Annotated in this window: 16 protein-coding genes; 10 read left to right on the top strand and 6 right to left on the bottom strand. The window is 70.0% G+C overall.

The window, feature by feature from the left end:
- Positions 1–12: 12 nt before the first annotated feature.
- On the top strand, positions 13–1338 hold the full coding sequence (locus tag G6N16_RS17090; RefSeq protein ID WP_083030354.1) for an MFS transporter: 1326 nt from the start codon (positions 13–15) through the stop codon (positions 1336–1338).
- On the opposite strand, the gene G6N16_RS17085 is transcribed toward G6N16_RS17090, so the two are convergent.
- On the bottom strand, positions 1331–2107 hold the full coding sequence (locus G6N16_RS17085; RefSeq protein ID WP_083030355.1) for an MmpS family transport accessory protein: 777 nt from the start codon (positions 2105–2107) through the stop codon (positions 1331–1333). The two genes, G6N16_RS17090 and G6N16_RS17085, sit on opposite strands and share 8 nt — an antisense overlap.
- 168 nt (positions 2108–2275) lie before the next feature.
- Between G6N16_RS17085 and G6N16_RS17080 the strand changes: the two genes are divergently transcribed.
- The 5 genes from G6N16_RS17080 (at position 2276) to G6N16_RS17060 (ending at position 6985) form a co-directional block, all read left to right on the top strand.
- Positions 2276–2788, top strand: a complete 513-nt coding sequence (locus G6N16_RS17080) for a MaoC family dehydratase (protein WP_407663664.1) — start codon at positions 2276–2278, stop codon at positions 2786–2788.
- Positions 2788–3588 carry an HpcH/HpaI aldolase/citrate lyase family protein gene (locus tag G6N16_RS17075; protein WP_083030357.1) on the top strand — a complete coding sequence of 267 codons (801 nt, stop codon included), beginning with the start codon at positions 2788–2790 and terminating at the stop codon, positions 3586–3588. Before G6N16_RS17080 ends, G6N16_RS17075 begins: the two co-directional genes overlap by 1 nt.
- A gap of 168 nt (positions 3589–3756) precedes the next feature.
- Positions 3757–4836, top strand: coding sequence for a pyruvate dehydrogenase (acetyl-transferring) E1 component subunit alpha (gene pdhA / locus G6N16_RS17070; protein WP_083030358.1), 1080 nt, complete (start codon positions 3757–3759; stop codon positions 4834–4836).
- The gene (locus G6N16_RS17065; RefSeq protein WP_163787911.1) at positions 4833–5861 is read left to right on the top strand and encodes an alpha-ketoacid dehydrogenase subunit beta; all 1029 of its coding nucleotides are present in this window, start codon (positions 4833–4835) and stop codon (positions 5859–5861) included. Before pdhA ends, G6N16_RS17065 begins: the two co-directional genes overlap by 4 nt.
- Complete coding sequence (locus tag G6N16_RS17060) at positions 5858–6985, top strand: dihydrolipoamide acetyltransferase family protein (protein ID WP_235674076.1); 1128 nt, start codon at positions 5858–5860, stop codon at positions 6983–6985. The genes G6N16_RS17065 and G6N16_RS17060 overlap by 4 nt, the downstream gene beginning before the upstream one ends.
- A 20-nt stretch (positions 6986–7005) precedes the next feature.
- Here the strand turns inward: G6N16_RS17060 and G6N16_RS17055 are convergent, their stop codons facing one another.
- Entirely contained in the window at positions 7006–7779 is a 774-nt protein-coding gene (locus G6N16_RS17055) for an enoyl-CoA hydratase (protein WP_083031455.1), read from the bottom strand.
- 11 nt (positions 7780–7790) lie between these two features.
- Entirely contained in the window at positions 7791–8735 is a 945-nt protein-coding gene (locus tag G6N16_RS17050; protein ID WP_083031453.1) for a DUF808 domain-containing protein, read from the bottom strand.
- 48 nt (positions 8736–8783) lie between these two features.
- Here G6N16_RS17050 and G6N16_RS17045 point away from each other — a divergent pair, with 48 nt between their 5' ends.
- A complete protein-coding gene (locus tag G6N16_RS17045; RefSeq protein WP_110810874.1) occupies positions 8784–9539 on the top strand; it encodes a TetR/AcrR family transcriptional regulator in 756 nt (251 codons plus the stop codon).
- Here G6N16_RS17045 and G6N16_RS17040 read toward each other — a convergent pair.
- Positions 9521–10945: a 4Fe-4S binding protein gene (locus tag G6N16_RS17040; protein WP_083031450.1), complete on the bottom strand. Its 1425-nt coding sequence runs from the start codon at positions 10943–10945 to the stop codon at positions 9521–9523. The two genes, G6N16_RS17045 and G6N16_RS17040, sit on opposite strands and share 19 nt — an antisense overlap.
- Entirely contained in the window at positions 10945–11943 is a 999-nt protein-coding gene (locus G6N16_RS17035) for an AurF N-oxygenase family protein (RefSeq protein WP_083031471.1), read from the bottom strand. The genes G6N16_RS17040 and G6N16_RS17035 overlap by 1 nt, the downstream gene beginning before the upstream one ends.
- Positions 11944–12098: 155 nt before the next feature.
- Between G6N16_RS17035 and G6N16_RS17030 the strand changes: the two genes are divergently transcribed.
- From G6N16_RS17030 to G6N16_RS17020, 3 genes are all read left to right on the top strand, one after another.
- Positions 12099–12785, top strand: coding sequence for a PAS and ANTAR domain-containing protein (locus G6N16_RS17030; RefSeq protein ID WP_083031448.1), 687 nt, complete (start codon positions 12099–12101; stop codon positions 12783–12785).
- 65 nt (positions 12786–12850) lie between these two features.
- A complete protein-coding gene (locus tag G6N16_RS17025) occupies positions 12851–13516 on the top strand; it encodes a HemK2/MTQ2 family protein methyltransferase (RefSeq protein WP_083031447.1) in 666 nt (221 codons plus the stop codon).
- Positions 13513–13704 carry a CDGSH iron-sulfur domain-containing protein gene (locus tag G6N16_RS17020; protein WP_083031445.1) on the top strand — a complete coding sequence of 64 codons (192 nt, stop codon included), beginning with the start codon at positions 13513–13515 and terminating at the stop codon, positions 13702–13704. Before G6N16_RS17025 ends, G6N16_RS17020 begins: the two co-directional genes overlap by 4 nt.
- Here G6N16_RS17020 and G6N16_RS17015 read toward each other — a convergent pair.
- A complete protein-coding gene (locus G6N16_RS17015) occupies positions 13684–14712 on the bottom strand; it encodes an iron-containing redox enzyme family protein (protein ID WP_083031444.1) in 1029 nt (342 codons plus the stop codon). The genes G6N16_RS17020 and G6N16_RS17015 overlap by 21 nt on opposite strands.
- Between the last annotated feature and the right edge of the window lie 16 nt (positions 14713–14728).

Raw genomic sequence — 14728 nt, 5'->3', positions numbered from 1 at the left:
AGAGTTCCCGCCATGACCAGGCCCGCCCGCGTCCCCGGGGCGCGGCGCCGTGACGTCCTCGCGTGGGCGCTGTGGGACTGCGGATCGACCGGCATGAACGCGATCGTCGTCACCTTCGTCTTCTCGGTCTATCTGACCAACACCGTGGGGCTGGACGCCGGCCCCGGCGTCATCCCGGAATCGGCACTCGGCGTCGCACTCACCATCGCCGGGATCACTGTGGCCGTGTTGGCGCCCGCGCTCGGCGAACTCGTGCAGGCCCCCACCCGGCGGCGGGCAGCGCTGACCGTCCTGACCGTGCTGGCGGTCACCCTGACCGCCACCATGTCGATGGTCCGCGCCGACCCGTCGTACCTGTTCCCGGGACTGGCGCTGCTGGCCGCCACCGCCGCGGCCGGGGACCTGGCCAGCGTGCCGTACAACGCCATGCTGCGTCAGCTGTCCACACCGGCGACCGCCGGTCGCATCTCCGGGCTGGGCTGGGCGGCCGGATATCTGGGCAGCGTGGTGCTGCTGGCGCTGATCTACACGGGATTCGTGCGCGGCGACGGATCCACCCGCGGTGCGCTGGACATCCCGCTGGCCGACGGCGCCAACGTCCGGGCGGCGATGCTGGCGGCGGCGGCCTGGTTCGCAGTGTTCGGCACCGCCCTGCTGGTCCGGGCCGGCCACATCATGCGGGCGGCACCCGTCGCGGTTCCCGACGCGGAACCGGGCGGCCTGGCCGGTGCCTACCGGCGGGTGTGGGTCGACCTGCGCGCGGAATGGCGGCGCGACCCGAACCTGGTGCGGTTCCTGGCAGCCAGCGCGATCTTCCGGGACGGGCTGGTCGGGGTGTTCACCTTCGGGGCCGTCGTCGGAGTCACGGCCTACGGGGTATCGGCCGGCAACATCCTGCTGTTCGGCGTGGCCGCCAGTGTGGTGGCGGCCCTCGGCGCGCTGGCCGGCGGGATCGCCGACGACCGGGTGGGCGCCAAACCCGTCATCGTCGTGTCGCTTTGTGCCATGGTGCTGCTGACCGCCGCGCTGCTCTCCGTATCGGGACCGGCGGCGTTCTGGGGGCTCGGACTGGCGCTGTGCCTGTTCATCGGGCCGACCCAGTCGGCGTCGCGGACCATGCTGCTGCGGATGACCGGCGAGGGCCGCGAGGGCGTCGTGTTCGGGCTCTACACCATGACCGGCCGCGCGGTGGCCTTCCTCGCACCGTGGATGTTCGCCCTGTTCGTCGACGCTTTCGATTCCGTGCGCGCGGGTCTGGGCGGTGTCGCGGTGGTGCTGGCCGCCGGGCTGGCCGCCATGCTGACGGTGCGCAGCCCCGCGCCCCGCACCGTCAGTTGATCGAGGCGCAGACGGTCAGCCCGGCGCCGGTCCGCTGCTTGACGACCTGGCCGTTGATGCTCAACGAGCAGGTGATGTTGCGCCCGGCGTTGACGACGGTGACGCTGGCCAGGTTCTTCGCCGGGGCCGCCAGGCTGACCTGCTGGGACCACGGCAGCGGAACATTGAACAGCACCTGCACCACCCCGCCGTCGTCGATGTAGGTGATGTTGATCGCCCGGCCGGTGCCGGACACCGAGTACACGACGGTGTCGGTGCCGCCCGGGCTGGTGGTCGCCGTGGTGCGCGGCGGGGTCGTGGTGGCCGGCGGGACGGTGGGCTGCGGTGCGATGGTGGTCGGCGCCGTCGTGGTGGTCGGCGCCGTCGTCGTGGTGATCGGCGGTCTCGTGGTGGTGCTCGGCACCCGGGTAGTGGTGGTCGTCGACGGTGCTGTCGCGGTCGTCTTGCGCGGCGAGCCGCTGGTGATCACCAGGGCCAGGATCAGGGCCGCGACCAGTAGGATCGCGGCGGCAGCGCCCAGCCACAGCCAGCGCCGGGAGCGCTTAGGCGGTTCCGGTTCGTCGGGCGGCGGTGCCGCCCCCGCGGGAGTCGGGGTCTGCGTCTGGGTCCAGTACGCGGGCAGCGGCCGGGTCTCCGCCGACGACGGCAACTGGGCCGGGTAGACGTACTGCTGGGCGTAGGCGGGATCGGGTGCCGACGGTCCGCCGCCAGACGGTGACCCGCCGACGGAACCGTCGCCGGCGCCGTGCGGTCGCCGTGCATCACTCATACCCAACCTCCTGGCCCGCCAGGCTACCCGGGCGTCACACGTGCGCCACGGCGATTGCCCCGCCGAGGCGGATCCGACCGCCTCGCCGCGCCCGCATCGTGATCTGGTAGTGATGAAACGCGGTTTTGCCGAACGGCGATGGACCGGAACGGAATGGGGTGCATTGTGGTGGACGACGCTCTGGTGGGCGAGGACGGGCAGCGTGTGGTCCGCCAACGCGGCCTGTGGTTCGAGGAATTCGAGATCGGTGTGCGGTACCTGCACGCGCCCGGGCGCACCATCACCGAGGCCGACAACGTCCTGTTCACCACGCTCACCATGAACACCCAGGCCCTGCACCTGGATGCGGCGTTCTCCGATGCGCTGCCGCCGTTCAACCAGCGGCTGGTCAACTCGATGTTCACCCTGTCGACCCTGGTCGGCCTGTCGGTGGCGCAACTGACCCAGGGCACCATCGTCGGGAACCTCGGCTTCTCCGAAATTGCCTTCCCGAAGCCCGTTTTCCACGGCGACACGCTGTACGCCGAGTCCGTGGTGACCGACAAGCGCGAATCGCGCAGCCGGCCGGGGGAGGGCATCGTCACCCTCACTCACACCGGCCGCAACCAGCACGGCGACATCGTCGCGACGGCCACCCGCAAGACCATGGTGCGGATGCGCCCGACCGGGCAGGAGTCCTGATGCCGCTTGCCGCCACCGGTCCGGCCTGGATGTTCTGCCCGGCCGATCGCCCGGAACGTTTTGAAAAGGCCGCTGCGGCAGCCGATATCGTCATCCTCGATCTGGAGGACGGCGCCGGCGACAAACCCGCCGCCCGCCACGCGCTGCTCGACACCCCGCTGGACCCCGACCGCACCGTCATCCGGATCAACCCGGCCGGCACCGAGGACCAGCGGCTGGACCTGACCGTCCTCGAGCGCACCGGCTACCACACCGTGATGCTGCCCAAATGCGAGGTGCCGCAGCAGGTCAGCGCGCTGGCGCCGCGGGATGTGGTGCTGATCGTGGAAACCCCGCTCGGCGCGTTGCGGGTCGCCGATACCGCGGCGGTGGACAACACCGTCGGGGTGATGTGGGGTGCGGAGGATCTGTTCGGCTCACTCGGGGGCACTGCCAACCGGTTCGCCGACGGCAGCTACCGCGACGTCGCCGTTCACGTCCGCTCCCAGTCGCTGCTGGCCGCCAAGGCGCACGGAAAGCTCGCGCTGGACTCGGTCTACATCGACATCAAGAACCTCGACGGCCTGCGCACCGAGGTCGACGACGCCGTCGCGGTCGGCTTCGACATCAAGGTGGCGCTGCATCCCAGCCAGGTCACCGTGATCCGCGACGGCTACCGGCCCACCGTCGAACAGGTCGCCTGGGCGAAACGGGTGCTCGACGCGGCCGTCACCAACCGGGGTGCCTTCGCCCTGGACGGGCTGATGATCGACGCCCCGATCCTGCGCCGCGCCGAGCGGATCGTCGCGCTCGCGCCGTAACCGAGCCCGAAACGTCACCGCCGCATCCCGGCACCGACCCCCGGTCGGGCGCATACTGGGAAGTGCCCCAGTGACGGCGTCGAGCAGAGCGATCCTCCCGCTGACGCCCACCCACTGAGACCTCGCGGATCGACGGTGTGACCTGCCGTCGCCGGACCAGGAGGCGGTATGGCTGACGCGGTGGCTCTCGAGCCCGTGCAACTCGTCGCGCCCGACGGTGCGCCCACCGCCGAGCGGCGATACCGTCGCGACCTGCCGCCGGAAACCCTGTCCTGGCTCTACGAGATGATGGTCGCGACCCGCGCCGTCGACGACGAGTTCACCAACCTGCAGCGCCAGGGCGAGTTGGCCCTCTACGCCTCTTGCCGCGGTCAGGAGGCCGCCCAGATCGGTGCGACGGCCGCGTTGCGCAAGACCGACTGGTTGTTTCCGCAGTACCGTGAGCTCGGCGTATTCCTGGTGCGGGGCATCACAGTCGCGCAGATGGGAGCCGTCTGGCGCGGATCCTGGCACGGCGGACTGGGATTCACCGCCCGGCACTGCGCCCCGATTTCCATCCCGATCGGCACCCAGCAGCTGCACGCCGTCGGCGCCGCGATGGCCGCGCAGCGGCTCGGGGAGGACTCGGTGACCGTCGGGTTCCTCGGTGACGGCGCGACCAGCGAGGGCGATGTGCACGAAGCCCTGAATATGGCCGCCGTCTTCGGCGCCCCGTGCGTGTTCTTCGTCCAGAACAACCACTGGGCGATCTCCGTGCCGGTGCAGCAGCAGGTCGCCGGTGGCAGCATCGCCGCCCGGGCCGCCGGCTACGGCATGCCCGGCATCCAGGTCGACGGCAACGACGTGCTGGCCTGCTACGCGGTGATGGACTCCGCCGCCGCGCAGGTGCGCGGCGGGGGCGGCCCGGTGCTCATCGAAGCGCTGACCTACCGGATGGGCCCGCACACCACCTCCGACGACCCGGCGCGCTACCGCAATCCGGCCGAGCTCGCCCGCTGGGCCGACCTGGACCCGATCGAGCGCTACCGTCGCTACCTGGAGCACACCGGCGTGTGGACACCGCGGCTGGCCGAACGCGCCGAGGCCCACGCAACCCGATTGTCCGCCGAGGCGCGCAACACCACCGTCGGCGCACCCGACCCGGACCCCGGCGAACTGTTCGACTCCGTCTATCACGACATCACCCCGGAGCTGGCCGCCCAGCGCGACCAGCTGCGCACCGAATTGGCGAGGGGGGCCGGACAATGACCCAGATCGACGAGCGGCCACCGCTGCTCACCCGGTTGCACACCGAGCCCGAGATCGCCCTGTCGGCGGCGATCAATCGCGCGCTGCACGACGCGATGGCCGCCGATGAACGGGTGCTGGTGTTCGGCGAAGACGTCGCCCGCCTCGGCGGAGTGTTCCGGGTGACCCAGGGTCTGGCCGAAACCTTCGGTGACACTCGTTGTTTCGACACCCCGCTGGCCGAGTCCGGCATCGTCGGTATTGCCATTGGGCTGGCCATCCGCGGCCTCCTACCGGTCCCGGAGATCCAGTTCGACGGCTTCGCCTACCCGGCCGTCGACCAGATCGTCAGTCACCTCGCGAAATACCGCATGCGCACCCGCGGCGACATCGAACTGCCGGTGACGATCCGCATCCCGTCGTTCGGCGGAATCGGTGCGGTCGAACATCATTCGGAATCCACCGAAACCTACTGGGTACACACCGCGGGCCTGAAGGTGGTGGCGCCGTCGAACCCCTCGGACGCCTACTGGCTGCTGCGCCACGCCATCGACTGCCCGGACCCGGTGATCTTCTTGGAACCCAAACGCCGGTACTGGAGCCGCGGCGTCGTCGACACCACCCGGCCGGGCCCGCCGATCGGCCGCGCGGCGATCGCCCGGACGGGCACCGACGTCACCGTCGTCACCTACGGCGGCCTGGTGGCGACCGCCTGCGCGGCAGCCGAATCGGCCGAAGCCGAACATGATTGGAGCCTGGAGGTCGTCGACCTGCGGTCATTGAGCCCGCTGGACTTCGACACCGTCGCCGAATCCGTACGCCGCACCGGGCGCTGCGTGATCATGCACGAGGGGCCCCGGACCCTGGGATTCGGCGCGGAGCTGGCAGCGCGAGTCGCCGAGGAGCTGTTCTACGACCTGGAGGCTCCCGTGCTGCGCGCCACCGGATTCGACACGCCCTACCCACCCGCCCGGCTGGAGAAACTCTGGCTGCCCGGTGTGGACCGGCTGCTGGACTGCGTCGAGCGCGCCCTGGACGCACCGTGATCGACTTCGCGGTTCCCGACCTCGGCGAAGGGCTGGAAGACGCCACGGTGTCGCAGTGGCAGGTGGCCGTCGGCGACCAGGTGGAACTCAACCAGGTGCTGTGCACGGTGGAGACCGCCAAGGCCGCCGTCGAGATCCCCAGCCCGGTCGCCGGTCGAGTCGTCGAACTCGGCGGGGCCGAGGGTGACGTGCTGCCGGTCGGTGCGATCCTGGTGCGCTTCGATCCCGCTCCCTCCAGCGGCGGGGTACTGGTCGGCTACGGCACCGACGCCGAGGCCGACCGGAGTCGTCGCCCACCGCAGTCTCAGCGCCCACGCACCCGGCCGTCGGTCCGCAAGCTGGCCGCCGAACTGCAGGTTGACTTGAACGCCGTAGCCCCCGCAGAAAACGGCATCATCACCCGGGAGGCGGTACTGGCCACGGCCGGCGCAACCGCCGGGGACGCGGAGAACGACAGCACTGCGGTGCGCGGGGTCCAGGCCGAGATGGCCACCCGGATGGCCACTTCGCGCCGGGAGATCCCCGACGCGCACGCCGGCGTCGACGTGGACTGCACCCGGCTGCTGGCACTGCAAGAGCGATTGCAGATCAGCCCGTTCGTGCTGGTGCTGCGGCTGCTGGTGCTGGCCCTGGGCAGCCACCGGATCCTCAACGGGCGCTGGGTGGACGGTCCCGACGGCCCCCGCGTGCAGCTGCACCGCCACGTGCACCTGGGCTTCGGCGTTGCCACGTCACGCGGGCTGCTGGTTCCGGTGGTGCGCGACGCCCAGACCCGGACCACCCGGGAACTTGCGGCGGTGGTGACCGGCCTCGTCGACGCCGCCCGCGCCGGCCGGATCGCGCCGGCCGACCTGACCGGCTCGACGTTCACCGTGTCGAACTTCGGTCCGCTGGGCCTCGATGACGGTGTCCCGGTGATCAACCACCCGGAGGCGGCGATCCTGGGGATGGGGGCGATCCGGCCGCGGGCCGTCGTCGTCGACGGAGCCTTGGCCGTACGGTCCACCATGCGGTTGACCTGCGCATTCGATCACCGGGTCGCCGACGGCGCGCAGGTTGCGGCGTTCCTGGTGGCACTACGCGAGCTGATCGAGGAACCCGACCTCGCGCTCGCGGAGCTCTGACCCGCGACAATCCTGACGGTTCAGTGCTTCATCGCCCAGCGCAGCCGCTCCTGGAACTCCGGGGACCGGATGGAGGCGGCCTGCGGGCCCAACTCGATGCGCATCGCCGACTCGTGCACCTCGGTGTCCTGCTCGCCTGGGTGGCAGGTGGCCCGCATGCTGGCCTTGGTGGCCAGCACCACTTCCCGCGGCGCGTTCGCCGGACCTTCGGTCATCTCCAGGGCCGCAGCCAGCGGGTCCTCGGCCAGAGACAGGGCCAGGCCGTGCCGGACGGCGTCCTCGGCGCCCAGCCGCATGCCGAACAGCAGCGCCGCCCGGGCGACCTGCGGGCCGACCGCGCGCTGCAGCATCCACGTCGCGCCGCCGCCGGGGTGGATGCCCAGTTTCTGGAACCGGGCGTCGAACACAGCGTGCGGCCCGGCGATCCGGACGTCGGCGGCCAGGGCCAGGTTGAGCCCGGCGCCGACGGCGGCGCCGTTGACCGCGGCGATGGTCGGCAGTGAGCACCCGGCGATCGCCATGAACCCGTCGTAGATCCGCAGCAGTCCCTCTTCGGCCGCCGCACCGAGTGCCGACAGGTCCGCGCCCGCGCAGAACGCCTTCCCGGCGCCGGTGACGACGACGGCGTGCACGCTGGGGTCGGCCTCCGCGGCGTCCACCGCCGTCCGCAGCTGGGCGGACATCGCGTCGGTGACGGCGTTGCGGCGATCGGGGTCGTTCACCGTGATGACGGCCGTCCGCCCGCCGGACTCCGACGGTTCGGTCAGCTCCATCAGCACCAGGTCTGCGCTCATGGCTGGCCACGCTACTCCGCGTCGTGTGAGTCCCGGGACCACGGCAGCAGGCTGATGACGCCGAACACCACGGTTCCGACCACCAGCCCGATCACCGCCGACGCCGCAGTGTTGGTCAGGAAGCCCAACGCGGGTCCAGCCGCGCCGGTGGCGTGCGCCACGGACTCCTGGAGGTGGTGGACGAAGGCGTAGATCGGGTGCCAGCCGAGGGTGTCGGTGCCGGTGAGCAGGATGTGGCCGCCGACCCAGAGCATCGCGACCACTCCGACGATCGACAGCGTGGCCATCACCTTCGGCATGGCCGACACCAGGGCCCGGCCGAACCGCCGCACCGGGGCCGAATCACCTTGCGCCAAACGCAATCCGACGTCGTCCATTTTGACGATCACCCCGACGGTGCCGTACACCGCGATGGTCATCACGATCGCAACGATCACCAGGATCATCAGCCGCGGCCAAAACGATTGCTCGGCGACCTCGTAGAGGGCGATGACCATGATCTCGGCGGATAGGATGAGGTCGGTGCGGATGGCCGCCGAGACCGTGGTGGATTCCGCGTCGGCGCCGGTACCGGCGGCCACCGGAGCGTGCTCGCTGTGTCCGAGCAGCCGGCCCCACACCTTCTCGGCGCCCTCGTAACACAGGAACGTCGCTCCGACCATCAGGATCGGGGTGAGTGCCCACGGCGCGAACTGGCTGAGCAGCAGCGCCAGCGGCAGGATGATCAGCAACTTGTTGCGCAACGATCCGATGGCGATGCGCTTGACCATCGGCAGTTCCCGCTCCGCCGCGACGCCGTGCACGTACTGCGGGGTGACTGCGGCGTCGTCGACGACCACGCCGGCGGTCTTGGCCGCGGCGCGCCCGGTCGCCGCGCCGAGGTCGTCGACGGACGCCGCAGCCAGCTTCGCCAGCGCGGCGACGTCGTCGAGCAGGGCGAACAGTCCCGCGCTCATCGCCGACTCACCATGGGCAAACCGTACCCGTTGAGTACCCTGGACACCGTGTCGATCGCACCGGAAGCCGCCGCCGTCAGCGGTTATGAGGCGCGCTGGGAGCAGCACAACAGCGAGCGGCGCGGTCAGATCGTGCGGGCGGCGATCGCGCTGCTCGAGGAGGGCCCGGCGGATGCGGATCTGGCGATGCGCGAGGTCGCGCGCCGCGCCGGCCTGGCGAAATCCGTGGTGTACCGCCAGTTCGGCAGCAAGGACGAACTCGAACGGCGGATGCGGTCGCTGATCTTCACCGAGTTCGCGGCCGTGTTGGAAGACAACCTCGACCTCTCCGACGGCTCGCTGCGGGAGATCCTGCGTCGCACCGTCGCCGCCGTTGCCGACTGGATGCGCGACCACTCGCGGCTCGACGAGTTCGTGCGGCGCGGACCGATTTTCGAAAGCGACGGCTCGCTGGATGCGTTGAGCCAGTTCAAGCAGCGGATCGCCGCGCACGCCGAGGGCATCATCGCCTCGGTGGCGCAGGTACTACACGCCGACGACGCACCCTTCCGGTCCGTGCCGTTCGCCGTGGTGACCATGGTGGAGGCCACCCTGTCGGCCTGGATCCGCGGTGCGGCACCGGAATGCTCGCGCGAGGACATCGTCGCCGACCTGGCCGACTACGCCTGGTATGTGCTGGACGGGGCGGCGCGGGCCGCCGGTGTCGAGATCGCCCCGGACGAGCCGTTCGCCTCGATGATCGCTGCGTTGACCACCCGGGCCGGCGGGCCGGACCCGTTGTCGTCTCAGCCGGTCGAGTTGTAGTCGTCGATCAGGGAGCGGACGGTCTCCTGCGCGCAATACTTGTTCGTCCCGATGAAGCCGCGTGCTCTGCGCTTGATCCAGCCGGTCACGTATGCGCGGCGCGCACCGATGACCCGGCCCGCGTCGTTGGGGACCGTGGCCGTCGCCTCGTCGAACGGCAACCCGGGCACCGGCCGGCCGCGGTAGCCGATCGACGTCAGCACCAGCCCGGCCTCCTTGGTGTGACCCTCGCCCGTCGCCTTGACCCGCATCGATCCGTCCGCCGCCGGAATCAGCTCGTTGTGGACGAATTCCATCGTGCGCACTGACTCCGTGCCGGAGAGAGCGGTCGGTGAGAGCAGGAAGTCCAACACCACCCGGCGGTTGCCGTCGCGCCGAGAGGCGCCGCGCAGCGCAACCGCGCGGGCGTCGTCGGCGGGCAGAATCCCCAGCTGCTCCTCGGCGACGACGACGTCGACGCCGGGGGTGGCGCACAGGCCGATCAGTTCGGGGACGGTGAACGCGGCCTGTTCGAGCCCGCGTCGCCCGACGACGGTGACTTCTTCGATTCGGCTGTCGCGCAACGCATCCAGTGCGTAGGGCGCAATGTCGGTGTCCGCCAGCAGGTCCGGGTCCATGGTGAGGATGCGGGCGACGTCGAGGGCGACGTTGCCGTTGCCGATGACGATCGCCCGGGATCCCGACAGATCGAATCGACGGTCGGCGAAATCCGGATGGCCGTTGTACCAGGCGACGAACTGCGTCGCCGAGGTCACACCGGCCAGGTCGGCGCCCGGGATGTCGAGCGCGCGATCCGCCGATGCGCCCACCGCGTAGATGACGCCGTGGTGGGACGCCAGCAGATCGTCGTGCGTGATGGTCATTCCGACCTCGGTGCCCAGCACCAGTTCCACCCGCGGATCGGCCAGGATGCGATCGAACTGACGCAGCACACCGCGGGTCCGCTGATGGTCCGGTGCGACGCCGAAGCGCGCCAGACCGAACGGTGTCTGCAGCCGCTCGTAGATCCGCACTCGCGCACCGGGAATGGTCAGGATCTCGTCGGCGGCGTACATCGCGGCGGGTCCGGACCCGACGATGGCGACCCGCAGGTCCTGACCGCGGCGGACCCGCAGCGCCGGCACCGGCGGAGCGAGTAGCGGCCGGTCGCGGCCGTCGCGGTAGAAGTCCGCGTTCAGCTCGGCGAACAGCGTTTCGTTCGGAGCCAGCGATCCGTCGAACCGGATGGCATCGACCGGACAGGCGGTGACGCAGGCGCCGCAGTCCACGCACTCCTGCGGATCGATGTAGAGCATCTCCGCGGTGTGGAAATCCGGCTCGTCCGGCGTGGGGTGGATGCAGTTGACCGGGCAGGCATAGACACAGGACGCGTCGCTGCAACAGGACTGCGTGATGACGTGGGGCATCAGGAGATCGCAATCGCTTCGCGATCCGGTGCGCTGCGATAGCGCGCGGCATCGCCGTCGATGCGACAGAGCTTCCAGATCCGGCGTCCGACGCGGTTCATCAACCCGAGTTCGCCTGCCAGCGCCCGCATCTCGGGGAAGTACCCGGCCATGATCTGGCGAGCCCGCGGCCCGCGCCAGAAGGCCTCCCGGAACACCGACTGGGGAATGTCGAATTCGGCCATGAAGGCCTTCTTCTGCGGCGTCATGATCTCGAAGGCCAGGTAGCGCAGCAACACCGGGAACGCGACGGTGGCGAAGGCGCGGAAGCGCCAGGAGCGCTGCGACCAGTGGGTCTTGAGGAACTCGTTCGCCCAGGAGATGTGCCGGGCTTCCTCGGCGATGTGGATCTGCATGGTGCGCAGCACCGCCGGCGGGATATCGGCACCCTCGCGGATCAGGGCCTTCTGGAAATGGTCGATGGGCTCTTCGCCGGCCAGGATCCCGGCCATGAACGCCGAAGGTGAGATGTGGCCGACCAGACCGATGAAGGGGGCCATGCGGCGGAACAACGGGCTCATGCCCGGTACGTCGGCCCCGGATCGGTTGACCAGCTCCTGGAACATCTGGATGTGGTTGCACTCCTCGGTCATCTCGTGCAGTGCGTAGCGGAACTCCGGGGAGTTGTTCGGCAGGCCCATGATGAAGGCCATCAGGCCGCGGATCAGAATGCTCTCGAACGCCGCCCCCACCTTGACGGTGTTGATGGTGCGCCAGCGGCCGATCGCGATTTGGCGCTCCAGCGGTTGGCTCTGGTACCAGGCGGTGGCTCCCAGGGAGTCCACCGTCTTCGACAGCACCCAGCGGGGATCGTCGGCGGACATCGCCATGTGCGGCGCGTCCCAGTCGATGTCGTCGTACGGGTTGAAGTTGCGCCGTACCGACCCGGCGGACAGCACTGCCAGCAGCGCGTCGTAATCGGGGTCGTGGGTGGTCGCAGGTGCCGAGACCGGCGGCATCATTGCCTCCTTGCGGTAGCGGAGTCCGTAACTCGACTTTACCGAGACCGTGCGTCCTAGTAAATAGGCGACGTCCGAAACTGTCGTAGGCTGCAGGTTCGGGTGTCGGGCACAACGCTCCGACCGCGGTCGAGGGGGAGGGCCACGGGGCAACCATGGCGGACGACGCGATAGGGCCCGGCCCGCAATCCCCGGTCGAGCACGCTCTGGCCGGCGGCGAGCCGCTTCGTGTCGGGTGGTTCCGGTTTTTGCTCAACGGCGAACGCTGGGAGTGGTCACCGCAGGTGGAACGCATGCACGGCTACGCCCCCGGCACGGCCAAACCCACCACCGAGCTGGTGCTCTCGCACAAGCACCCCGCGGACCGTCGCCAAGTGGCCTCGACGCTGGAGGCGATGCGACGCACGGGGGCGGCGTTCAGCACCCGGCACCGCATCATCGACACGGCCGGCGTCGTCCATCACGTGGTGGTGGTCGGGGACCAACTGTTCGACGACGACGGCGCCGTCGTGGGCACCCAGGGCTTCTACGTCGAAGTGACACCGGCCATCTCCGATGTCCACCAGCAGGTGGTCAGCGATGCCGTCGCGGAGATCGCCGAGAACCGCGGCATCATCGAACAGGCCAAGGGCATGTTGATGGTGGTCTACGGGATAGACGCCGAGGCGGCCTTCGACCTGCTGCGGTGGCGGTCGCAGGAGACCAACACCAAGCTGCGGCCACTGGCCGAACAGATCGTCGCGGACTTCGCGAGCCTGGACTACAGCGAGACGCTGCCGTCCCGGGTCGTCTTCGACCGCCTGCTGCTCACCGCGCATCGGCGGGTCGCCGGCCAACGGTAGCGGCCGGGCGATGTTTACCGTTGCGCGCCGGCGGGTACAGAGGGTCATCGACCGAGAGGACCCAGATGACCACCGCCTTCGCCGGTGTCTACCGGCCGCAGCAGGATTCACACCTGCTCATCGACGCGCTTTCTGCGATGGGAGACATGAACGGGCGGCGGGTCGCCGACCTCGGGACCGGCACCGGGGTGGTGGCGCTGGCCGCCGCCGGAATGGGTGCGGAATCGGTGACGGCTTTCGACATTTCGGCGAGCGCCGTGCGATGTGCCCGCGCGAATATCGCCGCCGACGGTGCCGAAGTGACGGTGCGACTCGGCTCGTGGACCCGCGCACTGGAATGCGACCCCTTCGACGTGGTGCTGTGCAACCCGCCGTATGTGCCCGTCACGGCCGAGGCGGATGAACCGGCGCCGCCCGCTTGGGCGGGCCCGCGGCAGGCCTGGGACGGCGGTGAGGACGGCCGACGGGTTCTCGACCCGCTGTGCGCGGCCGCGCCGGAGATGCTGAGCGACGGGGGGACGTTGCTCGTCGTCCAGTCCGAGTACGCCGGTATTGACGATTCACTGGGAAGGCTCCGCGACGCCGGTCTCCAGGCGAAAATTGTTGCTGCACATACCATCCCCTTCGGTCCGGTGTTGTTCTCCGTGGCGGACGGGCTGCAGTCCGCGGGGCGACTGGCGCCGGGCCGCCGCACCGAGCGTCTGGTGGTCATCCGGGCGGACAAGCCATGAGAGTCCCGACGCGCGTGCGGATCGTGGAGCGGGGTCCGGTGTTGGTGGACGGCCCGGTGTGTATCGAGTTGCCCGACGGCCGAACCGTCGAGTCGGACCGGTTCGTGGTCGCACTGTGCACCTGCCGTCGCTCGAGCTGCTACCCGCTCTGCGATACCAGCCACCGATCACCCAAGCGGACGGCGTAGCGAGCCGTCCCCGCGGTCCCAGCTGCGCTGCAGGTGGGCATCGAGGCGGTCCTCGGTGAACTCCCACGCCCGGATACCGAAGATGACGTCGGGGGCCAGGTCCGGCTCGGTGCGCAGCAGTTCGTCGATCAGTTCGTGGCGGACCACCTGTTCGTGCACCGCATCGGCCTCCACGTGCTCGGCGTAGAAATGCACGCAGGCCGCCGGCGCCGCCAGCCGCCGCAGTGCATCGACCATGCGACGCGAACCCGGCGACGAGGTGATCTCGATCGCGGCGAACTGCCCCGCCGCCGCACCGCGCAGCCGTCGGTGCAGGCCAAACAGCGACATCAGGTTGACCACCAGCAGGGACGTCGCGGGAACCGCATCGAGGTAGCCGAGGTAGCGCGCATCGAGGTCCGCCGCGCCCATCAGGTCGGCGAAGAGCCGGTGGTGCGCCCGGTGGGCCCGGCCGGCGCCGAATTCGTCGAACTCGACGGCGACGAAGGACGCTTTGGCCGGACCGGCGAGCCGCGGAATGAGCCAGGCGTGCGGGTCGCCCTCCTTGAGGTGGTAGATGGAGCGGTGTGCGAAGTACTCGCGCATCTGCGCCCAGGTACCGCGCTCGCGCAACCGATGACTGACACCCGAGCCGTGGACCGGTTCGGCGGACAGTCGAGCCAACTCGTCGGCGACCGTGGTCGCAGGGTCCACCGGCGCAATTTCCCGGTGCAGTGCGGACAGCAGCGTCCGCTCCATGCCCGAGCGCAACCGCAGGAGGTCGGGGTGCCATTCCCACTCCGGGTCCACGCCGGCGAATCCCCGGTAGTGCAGCTCGTAGCACACGGTGAGCGCCAGCTGCAGATCCGAGCCGAACGGGTCGATCTCACCCGGTGCGGGGTCGCGCGGGACGGTGTCCACGGCGGGGTGGGTCAACGCCTCGACCACCATCGCCGATACCGGCCCACGAGGGGTGGGTAGACGGGGTTGGTCGAGTCGAGCGGGCGAAGTTGTTGTGCTGGCGGTCATACCGTGCGGATATACC

This window comes from Mycolicibacterium insubricum, assembly GCF_010731615.1.
In the GTDB taxonomy this organism is placed as follows: domain Bacteria; phylum Actinomycetota; class Actinomycetes; order Mycobacteriales; family Mycobacteriaceae; genus Mycobacterium; species Mycobacterium insubricum.
The sequence above is the reverse complement of the archived record's forward strand: the minus strand, read 5'-3'. Positions and strand labels throughout refer to the sequence as shown.